Origin of the sequence: Lamprobacter modestohalophilus (assembly GCF_016583905.1) — a bacterium.
GTDB lineage: Bacteria > Pseudomonadota > Gammaproteobacteria > Chromatiales > Chromatiaceae > Lamprobacter > Lamprobacter modestohalophilus.
On the sequence record NZ_NRRY01000011.1, the window covers coordinates 23,090 to 38,471 of the forward strand.

A 15,382-nucleotide genomic window follows, 5' to 3' on the forward strand; every position below is an offset into this window, starting at 1 on the left:
GGGCTCGCGCCGTCCACGTTCGCGTCTTTGCGCGCTATACGCGCTTTGCGCGACAGATTGGGCAGACCTGTAGACGCAGCACGCGAGCAAGCGGCTCTCAGCCAACTCGCCGCAGCAGCATGACGGCACCGAACGTCAATAATGCCAGCGGCACAAAGGCCGCAAGGGCCGGGTTCAGACCATACAGCAGCGCCAAGTAGGTGAAGGTGCGACTGACCAGATAGAACAGGATGCCGAGTGCAATGCCGATGAACAACTTGATCCCCGTTCCAGTGCTGCGTGCAGAGCCCAGCAAAACCGGGATCGCAACAAAGATCATTACCAGGATCAACAACGGCTGCACCACCTTCGACCAAAACACCACCTCATGCGCGCCAGCGTCCTGCTCAGTCTCCTGCATGTAGCGCAGATAGCGATACAGCCCCCAGATCGGGAGTGCGTGCGGCTCGACGACGATCACCTCGAGCAAGCGCGGATTGAGCAGAGAATCCCAACGCGCCTGATCGAGCCGCTCGACATCGACTCGATCGAGACCGATTTGGCTGCGCTCGATATCGGATAACACCCAATGCCCGTCGCGATAACGCGCCTCGCGCGCATGCGTCGCAGAGGTCAGGCGATGATCCTCGATCACGAAGATATCGATGTCGGACAGCTTGGCCCCGGGCTCGATCTGGCGCACATTGATGAAGGCATTGCCATCCCGCGCCCAAAAGCCGCTGCCACTGATCTTCACCGCATCGCCGCTGGTCGCGGTTGCTCGCACTGCCAATGCACGCTGTTCCGCGGCTGGCGCGACCACCTCGCCAACACTGGTCGCCAGCAGTGCCAGCAGGAGACCGCCGAGCATCGCCCCCTGCACAATCCGCGCAATGGATAACCCCGCCGCGCGCATCGCCACCAATTCAGAGCGCGCGGCGAGCTGCCCCAAGCCGATCAGCGCGCCGATCAGCGTCGCGATCGGGAACACCTGGTACAGATAACGCGGCATCGTCAGCGTCACGAACAGGAGCGCGTCGGTCAGCTCATAGCCATCCGAGCCAACCCGCCCCATCTCATCGGTCAGCACGAAGACTGCTAGCAAGGGCAGCAGCACCGCTAGGGTCAACAGCGTACCGCCAATCACGGCGCCAGCGAGATATCGGTCGAGGATGCGCAACGGATTTCTGGCTTTCCTGGTTCCGAGTTTCGAGTTTCGAGTTTCGAGTTTCGAGTTTCGAGCAAATGATCCCAATCAGCGGCGCTCACGGGTCGTCGCCAAGGCTGAAAGCGACCCTATGACAGCGCTCCCTGACAGCGACTCCTGCAACCGCAGCCACTGCGGCAGCTGCAGCGATTCCTGTAGACTGCGCGCACCAGACACACCGATCGCGTCTTCGCCATCGTTCACAGCGAGCCGCCGCCCTGACGAAGAAACGTCTGCCTCAGGGTTGTGAGGACCAAGACGCTGGCGACGATAGGCCCATTGCGACGCGCCTAGTGACACGCACAGTAATGCGCCTAATAACGCGCCTAGTCATGTGCATAGTAACGCAAGCCCTCGGCAAACAGCTCCAGGAGCACCGATGCAATCCAAGATCATCCATGGCGACCTCAGCCAGCTCGCGACCCCTTGCCTCATCCTCGGCGTCTTCAGCGAGCGCCAGCTCTCAGAAGCGGCGAAGACCATCGATAGCGCCAGCAACGGAGCACTCACCGCCGTGCTCGAGAAGGGTGATCTCGACGGCAAGACCGGCAGCACACTGATGCTCTACGGCGTCAACAACGTCAGCGCCGAGCGCCTGCTGCTGGTGAACTGCGGCAAGCACGAGGAGTTTGATCGTAGCGCCTACGAAAAGGCGATGAAGGCGGCACTGGCGCGGCTCGATAGCGCTCGGCTCGACAGTGCGCTCTGCGCCCTGACCGCGCTCGAGCCGAACGGCATGGACAGCTACCAATGCGTGCGCCATACGCTGCTGCTCGCTGCCCAGAGCGCCTATCGCTATACCCAGACCAAGAAACCAGCGACGGAAGCCCCTGCGCCGCTCGCCACGCTCGACTGCTGGATCGAGGATGCCAGCCAAACCGAACTTGCCGAGCGTGGTGTCGCGCACGGCCTAGCCATCGCCGCGGGCGTCGCACTGGCGCGCGATCTCGGCAATCTGCCTGGCAACATCTGCACGCCCAGCTATTTGGCCGATCAGGCCGTCGCCGTCGGCGAGCAGTCCGACAAGCTCAAGGTCGAGGTGTTGGATGAAGACGCCATGGCCGAGATCGGCATGGGCGCCCTGCTCTCGGTCAGCCACGGCAGCCGACAGCCAGCCAAGCTCATCGTTATGCACTACCGCGGTGGCAGCGATGAGGACAAGCCGATCGTCCTGGTCGGCAAAGGGCTCACCTTCGACGCCGGCGGCATCTCGATCAAGCCCTCCGAGGCGATGGACGAGATGAAATACGACATGTGCGGCGGCGCTAGCGTCATCGGCACCCTCCGGGCACTCTGCGCACTCGACCTGCCGATCAACGTCATCGGCGTGGTACCGGCCTCTGAGAACCTACCTGACGGCGCCGCCAACAAGCCCGGCGACATCGTCACTAGCCTCTCCGGGCAGACCATCGAGATCCTCAACACCGACGCCGAGGGGCGGCTGATCCTCTGTGACGCCCTGACCTACGTCGAGCGGTTCGAACCGGCCCTGGTGGTCGACATGGCAACCCTGACTGGCGCCTGTATCGTCGGGCTCGGACGACATCCCTCCGGGCTGTTCTCGAACGACGACGGGCTCGCCGACGCCCTGACGCAAGCCGGCGAGGCCAGCGCCGATCGCGTCTGGCGCATGCCGCTCTGGGACGACTACCAGCAACAGCTCGACAGCAACTTCGCCGACATGGCCAACATCGGCGGCCGCGACGGTGGCGCCATCACTGCCGCCTGCTTCCTCTCGCGCTACACCAAGGCCTACACCTGGGCGCATCTGGACATCGCCGGTACTGCCTGGCTCACCGGCAAGGAGAAGGGCGCCACCGGACGGCCGGTGCCACTGTTGAGCCAATTCCTGCTCGATCGTGCTGATCGCGGGACTTAAGCATCCGTTGGCGGGGCTGTTCAACAGCCAAGCGCGGGGTCGCCGCTGATGACCAGGATTGACTTCTACGTGCTCAAGGACGGCAGTCGCGGCGACTGGCGTCCGCTTGGCAGCTGAGTGAGAGGTCATGACGCGCATCGATTTCTATGTACTGAAAGACGGTAGCCGCAGCGACCGCTTTGGGCTCAGCTGCCGCTTAGTCGAGCGCGTATACCAGAGCGCACCTCCCGGCGAACAGCCGCCGCGGATCTTGATCTATTGCCCGGAACCTCAGCAGGCACGCCATCTCGACCGCCTGCTCTGGAGCTTCCGCGAAGACAGCTTCTTGCCGCATGGGCTGATCGGCGAGACCGATCTAGCACTGACCCCAATCCTGATCAGCACCGACGGACAACCGGAGGCCGAAGACCAGGTCCTGATCAACCTCAGCCCGAACCCCGAGGCGCCGCGCTTTTTCAGCCGCTTCGAGCGCCTGTGCGAGCCGCTCGATCATGAGCCCGAGATCCGCCAAGCGGGCCGCAAGCGCTACCTCTATTATCGCGGCTGCGGTTATCCGCTGGAACATCACAACGTCAACTGAGCCAAGCCGCCTGAGCGTCATCGCTGTAAGCCGCGCAAGTCGTCAACGTCAGGCGCGCGGGTGGTACTCAACTTGTTGGGCATCGAGGCCTGCGCGCAAGGCCGCCATCGCCGCGTCGAGGTCGCCGCGACCACGAAAGCCGAGCAGGATGTAGCGGTCGGCCTCGGTCTCACCGAGGTGCGGCAGGCTGAAGAGCTTCAGCGCCGGAAATTGCGGCCCAAGCGCCTCCATCAACGGAATCAAGCGGCTCTCAGGCGCGCCGCGTACCTCCAAGGTGGCCTCACGCAATGGCTCGGCGCGGCCATAATGCCGATCCAGCACCCATTCTGCCATCGGCCAAGCCATCTGCGGAAAGCCCGGCAGGAACCAATGCTGATTGAGCCCGAACCCAGGCACTTGGTTGACGGGATTGGGGATCAGCGAGGCGCCCGCAGGAAGCTCGGCCATCCGAATGCGTTGTGGATGGGCATCGGCACCAAAGCGTCCTTCGATCAGCTTCACCGCCTCTGCATGCTGCTCCAGCGCGACCCCAGCGGCGGCCGCGACACAGGCGCGGGTATGATCATCCGGGGTTGCGCCGATCCCGCCACAGCAAAAGACAGGACTGCCCTCGGCCATCGAGGCCCGAAGCTGCCGCACCAAGCGCTCAGGCTCGTCAGGCAAGATCCAGCACCAGCCGAGCTGATGCCCACGCGCGCTGATCATGCCCTTGAAAGCGGCAAGATGCCGATCTTGCCGATTGCCGTTCAAGATCTCATCGCCGATGACGATGAGGCCGAAGGCCATTGGCATATCACTGCCAACCTGATGGTTGTTGGACTGGTCGGATTCCAGCCCGGGATCGCGAGAAATCATCAGCAGCAAACTCTCCTCTGCACTGCAATCAGGACCTAAGGCGATTGCCGGAAAAGCGCGTACCGAATTGCGCAGGATTTTCGTTTGCCTTCAAGGAGCTTCGTCGGGAGCATAGCCGGACTATATGATTGACGACGCAACGCAGAAGACGAGCGAAAAGACCAGCAAGGCGGTATGAGCTTAGACAGAAATCGCCTCAGTCACGATGTAATCGTTACCTGCACAAGTAGGGTTGAACAAGCGCAGCGTTTCGGCTAATCGCGCCAACCACCTATTCTGGTTGTTCAACCACCTATTCTGGTTGTTTTGAACCGCTTCTAATATTCGTGGCACGCATACATAGCGCATATTCATGGCGCGTCGCCACCCCCCCGAACATGGAGCACCTGTCTCGTGGACACCCTACTCCGAGCTAGCAAGGCCAAACAGCCGCGCCGCGTTGCCGTAGGCCAAGCGCGCCGCCACCTCCGGTGGCAACTGATCCAGCCAGCCCCGGATGCGAGCCGTGACCTCTGAGAATCGGCGCCAACGCGGCGTCCAAAAGGTGTCGACGCCGACCAGCACCTGCGCTTGATGGGCGATGAAGAACTTGCGCCACTGCGCCCAAAGTCGCCCCTGGTCATCGACGAAACGCTCATCGCGGACCGAGGTATCGACGAACAGGCGCGGATAGCGCGCCAACAGCGGTGCTAACACCTGAGGCCGCGGATCAGTACCCAGGTGCGCCCAGAGCACCGTCACCTCCGGTGCCTGGGCAAAAATCTCCTCGATCACCGCCGCATCGCCGTGAACCTGGAGCATCAGATCCTGCTCTGCAGCGATAGCAACCAGCGCCGCGAGCACCGGACTCTGACGATCCTCAGCAAAGAGGTGGATCTCGCCAATGCCGCGGTAGATGCCGCTGCGCAGCGCTTCAGCCACCCGTCTCGGCAGATCCGGGTCATGCATCCAACCGGACTTATCGGCCGGTCCGCGGTACACACTCAAGAATGGCAGGATGCGATCTGGCGCCGCACGATACAACGCCTCCACGGCCCATTGCGGCTGTCCGGAGACCACGGCAGCCTGGATACGCTTGCGATCGAAGAGCGCGATGACCTGCGCTGGCGGCAGCTCAGCAGCATCAACACCGCTGTAATGCAGATGAGCATCGACCAACGGCTGTGCCGCTGCCGCCAAAGGCCAGGGATTTAACCCCATGGCCAGCATGAGCACGAGCCCTACAAGGCGAACATCAACCAAGAGACCGCCTGATCTCAACATCATCGTTTCCCCCGAGCCACGCCGTCAACCTAAGCGCTTAACCTGACGGCAAAGCATCGTCTCCGCAACACGCAATCAGTTTGAACATTAAGCAGCGCTGCATCGCCGAGGTCGCGACGCGCGCTCCTGTCGGTTACCGATGACCGAAACAGTCGCTTCATCTCCCAGGGTGGCGAAGCGCCTTATCCGTCAGACCAGCCATCTCAATGGCGATCGGATACTGGAACCACATCCTGGAACCCGCTATCTTCGGTCCCAACCTGTGAGGACAAGCCCTGCCGCTTGGAGTGCCGTTGCGATGAGCCCTGTCCAAACGGACAGCCCGGTCGGAAACCGCGCTTTTATCCCGTCTGTACCGGCGGCGGAGGAGATTCAGGCCGCCATCAGCGCCTTCGAGGCAGCGCCACAGCCACTGGTCCTGCACTGCGGTGTTCAGCACTACAGCTGGGGTGATCCGGACTTCATCCCAGCGCTCATGGAGATCCACAACCCGCGCCGGCTGCCCTTCGCCGAACTCTGGATCGGCGCCCATCCTGACCTGCTCTCGACGGTTCAGCTCAACGGCTGGCGGTTATCGCTCGCCGAGCTCATCAGCGCCGCCCCAACGACCATGCTCGGCGCCGAGTCGGCCGCCCGCTTCGACCATCAATTGCCGTTCTTGCTCAAGGTCATCGCAGCGCGCGAGCCCTTGTCGATCCAGGCCCATCCGACGCGCGAGCAGGCCATCGCAGGCTATCAGCGAGAAGACGCGATCGGGCTACGGTTGACCGATCCGCGCCGCAGCTACCGAGATCGCAACCACAAACCGGAGCTGCTGGTTGCGCTAACCGACTTCTACGCACTGCGCGGCTTCCGGCCGCTTACGGAGGTAAGCGCAGAGCTGGCCGCGGCCCCCGAACTCGGCGCGCTGAAAACGCAGTTCGAGCCCAGTGTCAGCGGGCTGTTCGAGCTGTACCAATGGATCATGCAGCTTGAGCAGCCGCAGGTTGACGCCCTGCTTTCGCCGCTGATCAAGCGCCTGCAACAAGAGCGGGCTGGCATCGAGTTCGACCCCACGGATCGCCACGCTTGGCTGCTCGAAGCCGATCGGCTGTTTTCCAGCAACGGCCACCGCGACCGCGGCCTGTTTTCCTTGCTGTTGCTGAACCTCATCGCGTTGCATCCCGGTGAAGCCCTTTTCCTGCCCGCGGGCGAACTGCATGCCTACCTGCGCGGCGCCGCAATCGAGCTGATGGCCAATTCAAACAACGTACTGCGCGGGGGACTGACGCAGAAGCATATCGACGTGCCGGCCTTGCTGAACACTCTCAGCGTCGATCCGGCACCCGGCGCGGTGCGCCAGATCCAGCCGCCGGCTGGGCCTGCGCTGCCAGAGACCTGGCCAACCCCAGCGACCGAATTCCTGCTCGAACGGCACAGTCTCAGTGCCGGCGAGCGCCGCCTGATCGGCCATTGCACTGGGGCTGGAAGCATCCAAGACAGCTGCGCGATCGGTAGCGCGGTCGATAGCGCGGTCAATGGGCCCAGGCTACGTCTCGGGCTGGTGATGGATGGACAACTGAGCTTGCACAGTCCAGGGCAGGCGCCGCTCAGGCTAAAGCCTGGCGCAGCCATCGTGATTCCTGCCGCCTGCACCGTAGAACTGCACAGCGAGCAACACTCGGTGCTGTTCACGGCGCGGGCGCCTTAAGCAGGTCGAACGTCTCCAGCACTCACCTAACGCGCATCGCGTCGAACCACCCCAGCAGATGAATCGCCCGAGCTTCAGGTTAAAACAGCTCATCCAGCATCCGGGGTGCCGTCCGCCTTGGCGCCGTCTTGCGCGCCACCGGCGCCGCGTATTTGACCGGGTCCGGCCCCAAGGTCATGAGCTGATACTCATCCCGAATGAACTCGATCCGGCTATCGCTCTTCGAGTTCGTCTTTTCGCCACTGCGCAGACTGATGCGGACCGGCACCATGCCCTCCGGCTGCTTGATCGTCGCCACCGGAATGTCCGCGAGCGCCTCTTCCATAAAGTCCATCCAGATGCCGAGCGCCGCCGTTCCGCCCCACTCACCACGGCCGAGCGGCTTGTTATCGTCGCGTCCGACCCAGACCACGGTCACCAGCCTTGGCTGATATCCGGCAAACCAGGAATCCCTCGACTCATTGGTGGTCCCGGTCTTGCCGGCAATATCATCACGCTGCAAGCGTTTCGCGCGCGTCGCCGTGCCGCTCTCGATCACATCCTTGAGCATCGAGTCCATGTTGAAGGCGATCCGCGGATCGATCGCCCGCGGCGCCGGCGGATCATCGGAGGCACCGACTGGCAGCACCCTTGCCTCTTCCTCCTCGGTCTCGATCCAGCAATCCATGCATGCGCGCGGCGGCTGCTCGTCGAACAGCAGGTTACCCTGCGCATCTTCAATGCGGTCGATCAGGTAGGGCAACACGCGATAGCCGCCATTGGCAAAGACCGCGAAGCCACGCGCCAGCTCGATCGGAACCACCGAGCCCGAGCCCAGCGCCATCGACATATCCGGTGGCATGCTGTCGAGCGCAAAGCCGAAATTCTGAATGTATTCGCGCGCGTAATCGACGCTCATGCGATTGATGAGATTCACGATCGCAAGGTTACGCGACTTCGACAACGCAACGCGGATACGGATCGGGCCCATGAACTTGCCATCGGCATTCTTCGGCCGCCACATGCCGTTGGCCGATGGCATCTCAAAGCGCTCATCCTTGACTAGGCTGGCCGGTGTGTAGCCCTTGCTGAGGGCGGCCGCAAAGACGAATGGCTTAAAGGTCGAGCCCGGCTGCCGCTTCGCATCCACGGCGCGGTTGAATTTGCTCCATTCGAAGGCGTAGCCGCCGGAGAGGGCACGGATAGCGCCATCCTCGGGCGCGAGCGCGACCAAGGCCCCGCTGACCTTAGGAACCTGAGCCAAGACCCACTCGCCAGCCTTGGCCTCCCGCAGCCGAATCACATCACCGACCGCCACCGCATCAGTCACTCGACGCGGCGCCTCACCGCGCCAATTCTCGGTCTTGAAGCGTCGCGCCCATTTGACCTGTGACAGGCCCAGGGTGCGCACCTCGCCATCACCCAAATAGACCTCGGCGCTCGAACTCGTGGCACTGGTCACGACCCCGACCGGCAAGCCCGGCACGCGAGGACGCGCGGCAAGGATCGCATCCAGGGCGTCGACGTCTTTGGCAGCGATGTCCTCAACCGTCGCCTCGGGGCCGTGGTAGCCATGGCGCTGGTTGTAGTCCATGAGTCCTTTGCGCAGTGCGGCATCCGCCTCGAGCTGGAGCCGCTCATCGACCGTGGTGTAGACCCTCAGGCCAAGCCGATAGGCATCCTCCTCGCCATAGCGCTGAACGATCTCCTGACGCGCCATCTCGGCCAGATAATCAGCGCGGAGCTCGATGGTTGGAACATAACGCCGAGCGCTCAGAGGCGCGGTGCTCGCAAGCAAGAAATCGGTATCGTCGATATAGCCAAAGCCATGCATGCGCTCGAGGATAAAGTTTCGTCGCTCGAGCGCGCGCTCGGGATTGGAGAGCGGATTGTTCGCCGAGGGTGCCTTTGGCAATCCGGCAAGCATCGCCATCTCGGCCACGGTCAGGTCATTGAGCGTCTTCTGATAATAGAACTCGGCCGCGGCGGCCACGCCATAGGAGCGATGCCCGAAAAAGATCTTGTTCAGATAGAGGCTGAGGATGTCTTCCTTGCTGAGCCGAGCCTCGAGCTGCCAAGCCAGCAGGATCTCCGTCAGCTTGCGCTTGATCGTCTTATCCGGACTGAGGAAAAAGTTGCGCGCCACCTGCATCGTGATCGTGCTACCGCCTTGGGTTGCCTCACCGCTCTTGGCAACGCTGACCGCAGCGCGAGCCAAACCAATCATATCGATCCCAGAATGCTCGAAATAGCGGCTATCCTCAACCGAAACGAAGGCATTGATCAGTAATGGTGGAATCTCTTCAAACGCCACTGCGCGCCGACGTTGTACGCCGAATTCCGCCATTAACGCGCCATGAGCGGTAAAGATACGCAACGGCTCCTCAAACTCGATCTCGGCCAGCGCGTCAACCTGCGGCAGATCGGCCTCGATCGCGCTCAGCACCACAGCAGCACCAAAAGCGCCGATCAGCGCCAAGTCGAACGGAATCGCGAGGCCCTCTGAAACCAGCCGAGCCAGCCAGCCCAGGACGCCCACAAACGGCCGGCTTGAACGCGAAGCCGATCGCCGCCGCGAGCCCGGCGGCTGCTCTGCTTCACTTGAAGCCTTGCCCGAGGAATCAGCGGGACTCCCCGAGTCCCGCTGCTCTTGCGCGCGAGTGTCGTTCTCCAACCGGCTCAACCTCCTGAAAGTGGGCCAATCGATTCGCGGAGGTTGGGCGGCCACCGCCAGCGATCGCGAACTAAAGTTATGGGCACAGAAGTTATAGGCACAGAAGTTATGGGCACAGAAAGTCTACACGAAGCGTCAGTCGGCAATTAAGGCTGTCGACAGCCCAAGCAACAGCATTGATCTACAATGAGCGGGTCAGCAACCTAGCCGGTCAGCAACCTAGCCGGTCAGCAACTTGGCGGGTCAGCAACCACTACAGGAGCAACGTCTTGCCGGACCAGGGGCACAACATCAGTACTCGTGAACGCCTGCTGCAGGCGGCCCTCGAGGTCTTTGCCGAGCACGGTTATCGCGCCGCCACCATTCGCGAGATCTGCCGCCGCGCAGACGCGAACGTCGCCGCCGTACATTACCATTTCGGTGATAAGAGCAAATTGTACGAGGCCATCTATGGCCATCTGTTCGAGACCCTGCACGAGCGGCGTACCGCCTTCTTGCCACCCGATGCCAACCCCGAAGTGCGCTTGCGCGTGCACATTAGAACCCTCTTCGAGGAGATCTTCTGCTGCGAAGGCAACAGCGAACGACAGGTGCAGCTCAGCAGGCTCTATCTCAACGAGATGGTGCGCCCGACCGAGGCACTTGACCGCATCGTCACCGAGCACTTCGAGCCGGACGCCCGCATGCTCTACGAGATCGTTGCCGCGCTCCTTGAAACTACGCCCACCGATCCGCTCACCATTGATTGTGCCGCGAGCGTGATCGGGCAGATCCTTTACTACCATCATGCGATGCCGATCCTCTCCCGGCTGCATCCGGATCGGCCCGCGGTCGCCGAGCGGCTCGACGCGATCATCGAGCAGGTGTGGCTGTTCTCTCTAGGCGGCATCGAGCGCGCCAAGCAGTCACGCGAGATGCTCGGTCAGCCACCGCTGGACGATGCCGCCGACCAGGGTTGCTAGTCAGCCGCTCTGCGCGGCATGCCTGACGCATCACGTTGACTTGCTGGAGCGACCGGGATGGCGTGATCCATCGCGTGATCCATCGCGTGATCCATCGCATCCTCCATCGCGTCCTCCGCAAGTCAACAATCAAGGCTGATCTCGCTATCCTGCGCCGCCAGCATGCCGCTGCCAGACGAAAGCCACAACATAAGACCTTCTAAGAGAGTGACTTAGTCGAGGTCAGCACGAAAACATGACACTTTGTCCATGTTGGCTTGCAAACCGTTTTCCCATGCACTACTTTACATAACGCAGACGGCCAACACGGCGTTTGCGATCAACCGGCGGTTCCTCTGGAACGCCAAACCAACCCATATAGCTCATTTTGAGGATATGCAGATGACAACCATCGACTTCTCACCCCTGTTCCGCTCCATGATCGGCTTCGACCGGATGGCGCCCTCGCTCGAGAATGCCTATCGCACCGAGGCCGGCGGCTATCCGCCCTATAACGTCGAGGTCGAGGACGAGAACAAGTACCGCATCACCATGGCGGTCGCGGGCTTCGCCGAGAGCGATCTCGGTCTCGAGACCAAAGAGAACCTGCTCACGGTCACCGGCTCGCGCCAGCAGGACGACGCAGAAGACGCCCGGCGCTACCTCTATCGAGGCATCGCGACCCGCAGCTTCGAGCGTCGCTTCCAGCTCGCCGACTATGTGAAGGTGGTCGACGCAAGGCTCGAGAACGGGCTCTTGCACATCGACCTGGTGCGTGAGGTGCCAGAGGCCATGAAGCCGCGCAAGATCGAGATCCGCGGCGACAATGGGCGCTACATCGAAGGCACCAGCAACCAAGAGGAGGTGCGCGCTGCTGCCTAAGGGTGAGCAGCCCCTCCCTGCCCTCTTTCTTGTGGGCTAGCCACTGCGGCTAGCCACCAAGAGGGGCACATCCAGCGGTGACACAGACAAGGCCGGGCAATTCAATTGCCCGGCCTTTTTCGTTGGAAGAGCTAAAGCAAGCCCCCTCAGCATCGCCGCACACGAATCTCGTGTACACTACGCACGCAAGATCGCAACTAGGAACACCAAGTGAAGAACATCACCTTCAGCGCCGATGAGCACTTGATCGAGGCAGCACGGGCGCGCGCGCAGACTGAACGTACAACGCTCAACGATCAATTTCGAGCTTGGCTCAGGGAGTATGCGCAGCACACTGAACGACTCACCGACTACGACAGGCTGATGCAGGATCTACGGGGTAAGATGCGCGTAGGACGCAAGCTTAGCCGGGACGAGATGAATGAGCGCTGAGGTCTTTCTCGACACCAACATCTTCATTTACGACCTAGACAACTCGGACAAGATAAAACAAGGGATCGCAACGCAGATCATACGCTCCGCGCTCGAATCCGGAACCGCCTGCATTAGCTATCAAGTGGTGCAGGAATGCCTGAATGTAGCGCTGCGGAAGGCTGAAGTCCGTCTCGACGCGCGCGAGGCAGACGCCTACCTGACCAGGGTACTTACGCCGATGTGGCGCATCATGCCCAGTGAAAAGCTCTACCGTCGCGCAATCACAATTCAAGAGCGCACCCGCTATGCGTTCTATGACTCATTGATCATCGCTGCCGCTCTCGAATCAGGATGCTCTCGGCTTTACAGCGAAGACCTGCAACACGGCCATGAGATCGAGACGTTAAGAATCAAAAATCCGTTTCTCTCAGCCGCTCAACCCTGAGCGATCCTGGTCAACCCGTAACCTGATTAGCAAACTTCTCCAGCCAGCAAAAAATCCGAGGCTTCGGCAATGCCCTACGGAAGCAGCGGCGACGCGGATTGGGCACAAGATATTTGCTCCTTTGCGCGAACCAAATTTGGCCAAGCTGAGGAAGCTTGCTAATCAGGACCCGCAAAGCAGGCGACCAGATCATTCAAGAACGCGAGACCGCGCGCGGTTGGGCGAATCAGGATCTGGTTTCCGGTATCCATTCGCGATGATACCAGCTCGAGTTCAGACGCGGCGCGCAGTCCGGGCTCAAGGGCCGTTGCACGAAGACCGGCCCCAAGCTCAAAATCCGCGCTGGTAAAGCCATCCACCATCCGAAAGGCATTCAACGCAAACTCCTCGATGAGATCCTGCTCTGAGAGGGTCCGCACCGAGCTCGTCGGGTCATTGGCTCCCAGATCGATAGCCTGGCTCGTCGGCGCATTGGCGCTCTGATAAGCGTCCAGATAGGCGCTCCAAGAGACGCCCAAAGCGACGTTCTGACAGGCATTGAGATAGGCATCAGGATGACGGTGCTTTGTCCGACGCTCGACTGTGCCTGGATTCGCAGCGCTCAACTTCCCGTGCGCCCCGGCACCAATCCCAAGATAATCACCAAAGCGCCAATAGTTGAGGTTATGGCGACAGCGATAGCCTGGCTGCGCAAAGGCCGAGATCTCATAACGCTCGAATCCGGCCGCCGCCAGCAGCGCAAACCCCTGCTGCTGGATCGCATCCGCCAGATCCAGATCAGGCAACGTCGGCGGCTGCTGATAGAACGCCGTGTTCGGCTCCAGGGTCAGCTCGTAATACGAGAGATGCGTTGGCTCGAGCGCGATCAGCCGCTCCAGATCATCGCGCGCAGCGGCCAAATCTTGGCCCGGCAGTGCGAACATCAGGTCCAGGTTGATGTTGGTGATCCCGGCCGCGCGCGCCGCTGCAACTGCTCGCCGCGCAGCATCCGGCGTATGGATGCGCCCGAGCCGCTCAAGCGCATCGGCCGAAAGCGACTGCACCCCGATCGACAGCCGGTTAACACCTGCCTCGACATAACCGGCAAAGTGCGCCTGATCGACCGTGCCTGGGTTCGCCTCTAGCGTGATCTCGGCATCAGGCGCGAGCACGAACCGCGCCCTCACGCCATCCAGCAGCCGGCGAATCGCCAATCCCGAAAACAGGCTGGGCGTACCGCCGCCGATGAAGATCGAGATCAGCGGCCTTATTGGTCCAGCCGCGAGCCGTCGGCATTCAGCATCGAGGTCGCTCAACAAGGCATCGATATAGGCAGCCTCGGGGATCTCGCCCTGAACCGCATGCGAGTTGAAGTCGCAGTAAGGGCATTTGCGCACACACCAGGGCATGTGCACATAGAGCGCTAATGGCGGTGGCGCATCAAAGGCACATCCTGAGTCCCGGCTCATCAGACAGGCTGCTGGATCGACCGAATAGCAATAGGCCGTTACCCGGTCAGCTGATCGCGCGCCTGTAGATAGGCCAGCTCTGAAACCGCGCTCCACTCCTTCGAGCTGCTGAGGAACTTCTGATAAGACGCATAGGTCTTGCGCGAGAACGCATCCTTCTCGGCGATCTCGGCGACCACCTCATTCGAGAGCTTGCGCAGCGCCAACAGCACATCGTCCGGGAACTTGCGCAGCTCCACACCGTACTCGCTCAGCAGTGTCTGCAACGCCGTTGGATTGCGCGCGGTGTACTCAGCCAGCACGTCCTGATTGGCAACCTTACAGGCATTCAGCACGATAGCCTGCAGATCACCCGGCAAATCATCGAAGACCTCCTTGTTGATGAAGGCCTCCAACGTCGTGCCCGGCTCGTGCCAACCCGGGTAGTAATAGTATTTGGCAGCCTTGTAGAGCCCGAAGGCCAAGTCGTTATACGGGCCGACCCATTCCGTCGCATCGATATTACCGGACTGCAGCGATGTAAAGATCTCACCACCGGGCAAGCTCACCGGAGTACCACCAGCGCGCCGTAGCACCTCGCCACCCAGCCCTGGGATGCGCATCTTCAGGCCTTTGAGATCCTCAACCGAGTTGATCTCCTTATTGAACCAGCCGCCCATCTGCACGCCGGTGTTCGCCGCCGCGGCTGGCACCAGGTTAAAGCCAGCGTAGAGCTCCTCCCACAGCGCCATGCCACCGCCGTAGTAAAGCCAGCTATTCATCTCCTGCGCCGTCAGCCCAAAGGGTACGCTGGCAAAGAACTGTGCCGCCTCGCTCTTGCCCTTCCAGTAGTAGGCCGCGCCGTGGCCCATCTCGGCGGTACCGCGCGAGACCGCATCGAAGATCTCAAACGCCGGCACCAACTCGCCGGCACCATAGACCTTGACCTCGATGCGGCCACCGCTCATCTGCCCAATCAGCTCGGCAAGCTTGTTGGCGCCGGTGCCCATGCCGGGGAAGTTCTTCGGCCAGGTGGTGACCATCTTCCATCGATGCTCGGCCTTGGCCGCAGCGGGTCTTACGCCAGCGCCCAAGGCGACCGTGGCGGCTCCAGCGCTCGTTAGGAAGGCTCTGCGTTGCATTTTGAACTCCTCAATAAGCGTCGAT

13 protein-coding genes are annotated in these 15,382 nt (G+C 61.5%); 7 read left to right on the forward strand and 6 right to left on the reverse strand.

The window, feature by feature from the left end:
* Nucleotides 1-97 precede the first annotated feature (97 nt).
* Nucleotides 98-1,159, reverse strand: a complete 1,062-nt coding sequence (lptG, locus tag CKO42_RS08775; RefSeq protein WP_200242266.1) for an LPS export ABC transporter permease LptG — start codon at nt 1,157-1,159, stop codon at nt 98-100.
* A 406-nt stretch (nt 1,160-1,565) separates the two neighbouring features.
* Here lptG and CKO42_RS08780 point away from each other — a divergent pair, with 406 nt between their 5' ends.
* Together CKO42_RS08780 and CKO42_RS08785 are read left to right on the forward strand one after the other, a co-directional pair.
* Nucleotides 1,566-3,065, forward strand: a complete 1,500-nt coding sequence (locus CKO42_RS08780; protein WP_200242268.1) for a leucyl aminopeptidase — start codon at nt 1,566-1,568, stop codon at nt 3,063-3,065.
* A 127-nt stretch (nt 3,066-3,192) separates the two neighbouring features.
* Nucleotides 3,193-3,645 carry a DNA polymerase III subunit chi gene (locus tag CKO42_RS08785; protein WP_200242270.1) on the forward strand — a complete coding sequence of 151 codons (453 nt, stop codon included), beginning with the start codon at nt 3,193-3,195 and terminating at the stop codon, nt 3,643-3,645.
* A gap of 48 nt (nt 3,646-3,693) precedes the next feature.
* On the opposite strand, the gene CKO42_RS08790 is transcribed toward CKO42_RS08785, so the two are convergent.
* Both CKO42_RS08790 and CKO42_RS08795 read right to left on the reverse strand, forming a co-directional pair.
* Nucleotides 3,694-4,431: a competence/damage-inducible protein A gene (locus tag CKO42_RS08790; RefSeq protein WP_200242511.1), complete on the reverse strand. Its 738-nt coding sequence runs from the start codon at nt 4,429-4,431 to the stop codon at nt 3,694-3,696.
* A 471-nt stretch (nt 4,432-4,902) separates the two neighbouring features.
* Complete coding sequence (locus tag CKO42_RS08795) at nt 4,903-5,766, reverse strand: amidohydrolase family protein (protein ID WP_200242272.1); 864 nt, start codon at nt 5,764-5,766, stop codon at nt 4,903-4,905.
* A 295-nt stretch (nt 5,767-6,061) separates the two neighbouring features.
* Between CKO42_RS08795 and manA the strand changes: the two genes are divergently transcribed.
* Nucleotides 6,062-7,453: a mannose-6-phosphate isomerase, class I gene (manA, locus tag CKO42_RS08800; RefSeq protein ID WP_200242274.1), complete on the forward strand. Its 1,392-nt coding sequence runs from the start codon at nt 6,062-6,064 to the stop codon at nt 7,451-7,453.
* A 79-nt stretch (nt 7,454-7,532) separates the two neighbouring features.
* On the opposite strand, the gene CKO42_RS08805 is transcribed toward manA, so the two are convergent.
* Nucleotides 7,533-9,971 carry a penicillin-binding protein 1A gene (locus CKO42_RS08805; protein WP_338034881.1) on the reverse strand — a complete coding sequence of 813 codons (2,439 nt, stop codon included), beginning with the start codon at nt 9,969-9,971 and terminating at the stop codon, nt 7,533-7,535.
* 404 nt (nt 9,972-10,375) lie between these two features.
* Between CKO42_RS08805 and CKO42_RS08810 the strand changes: the two genes are divergently transcribed.
* The 4 genes from CKO42_RS08810 to CKO42_RS08825 all read left to right on the forward strand — a co-directional run bounded on the left by CKO42_RS08810 (nt 10,376) and on the right by CKO42_RS08825 (nt 12,788).
* Nucleotides 10,376-11,068 carry a TetR/AcrR family transcriptional regulator gene (locus CKO42_RS08810; protein ID WP_200242276.1) on the forward strand — a complete coding sequence of 231 codons (693 nt, stop codon included), beginning with the start codon at nt 10,376-10,378 and terminating at the stop codon, nt 11,066-11,068.
* 381 nt (nt 11,069-11,449) lie between these two features.
* Nucleotides 11,450-11,929, forward strand: coding sequence for an Hsp20 family protein (locus CKO42_RS08815; protein ID WP_200242278.1), 480 nt, complete (start codon nt 11,450-11,452; stop codon nt 11,927-11,929).
* A gap of 210 nt (nt 11,930-12,139) precedes the next feature.
* Nucleotides 12,140-12,361 (forward strand): hypothetical protein, encoded by a 222-nt coding sequence (locus CKO42_RS08820; RefSeq protein ID WP_200242281.1) that lies wholly within the window; start codon nt 12,140-12,142, stop codon nt 12,359-12,361.
* Nucleotides 12,351-12,788: a PIN domain-containing protein gene (locus CKO42_RS08825; protein ID WP_200242284.1), complete on the forward strand. Its 438-nt coding sequence runs from the start codon at nt 12,351-12,353 to the stop codon at nt 12,786-12,788. The genes CKO42_RS08820 and CKO42_RS08825 overlap by 11 nt, the downstream gene beginning before the upstream one ends.
* A gap of 158 nt (nt 12,789-12,946) precedes the next feature.
* Here the strand turns inward: CKO42_RS08825 and hemW are convergent, their stop codons facing one another.
* Both hemW and CKO42_RS08835 read right to left on the reverse strand, forming a co-directional pair.
* Complete coding sequence (gene hemW, locus CKO42_RS08830) at nt 12,947-14,236, reverse strand: radical SAM family heme chaperone HemW (RefSeq protein WP_200242295.1); 1,290 nt, start codon at nt 14,234-14,236, stop codon at nt 12,947-12,949.
* 38 nt (nt 14,237-14,274) lie between these two features.
* Nucleotides 14,275-15,357 carry a TRAP transporter substrate-binding protein gene (locus CKO42_RS08835; RefSeq protein WP_200242300.1) on the reverse strand — a complete coding sequence of 361 codons (1,083 nt, stop codon included), beginning with the start codon at nt 15,355-15,357 and terminating at the stop codon, nt 14,275-14,277.
* Nucleotides 15,358-15,382: the final 25 nt, after the last annotated feature.

Excerpts from the sequence above, each read along its gene's own strand:
- CKO42_RS08825 (WP_200242284.1), top strand. The coding sequence starts at position 12,351 with ATGAGCGCTGAGGTCTTTCTCGACACCAACATCTTCATTTACGACCTA.
- CKO42_RS08835 (WP_200242300.1), bottom strand. The coding sequence starts at position 15,357 with ATGCAACGCAGAGCCTTCCTAACGAGCGCTGGAGCCGCCACGGTCGCC.
- manA (WP_200242274.1), top strand. The coding sequence starts at position 6,062 with ATGAGCCCTGTCCAAACGGACAGCCCGGTCGGAAACCGCGCTTTTATC.
- CKO42_RS08790 (WP_200242511.1), bottom strand. The coding sequence starts at position 4,431 with ATGGCCTTCGGCCTCATCGTCATCGGCGATGAGATCTTGAACGGCAAT.
- CKO42_RS08785 (WP_200242270.1), top strand. The coding sequence starts at position 3,193 with ATGACGCGCATCGATTTCTATGTACTGAAAGACGGTAGCCGCAGCGAC.
- CKO42_RS08815 (WP_200242278.1), top strand. The coding sequence starts at position 11,450 with ATGACAACCATCGACTTCTCACCCCTGTTCCGCTCCATGATCGGCTTC.
- CKO42_RS08795 (WP_200242272.1), bottom strand. The coding sequence starts at position 5,766 with ATGATGTTGAGATCAGGCGGTCTCTTGGTTGATGTTCGCCTTGTAGGG.
- hemW (WP_200242295.1), bottom strand. The coding sequence starts at position 14,236 with ATGAGCCGGGACTCAGGATGTGCCTTTGATGCGCCACCGCCATTAGCG.
- CKO42_RS08780 (WP_200242268.1), top strand. The coding sequence starts at position 1,566 with ATGCAATCCAAGATCATCCATGGCGACCTCAGCCAGCTCGCGACCCCT.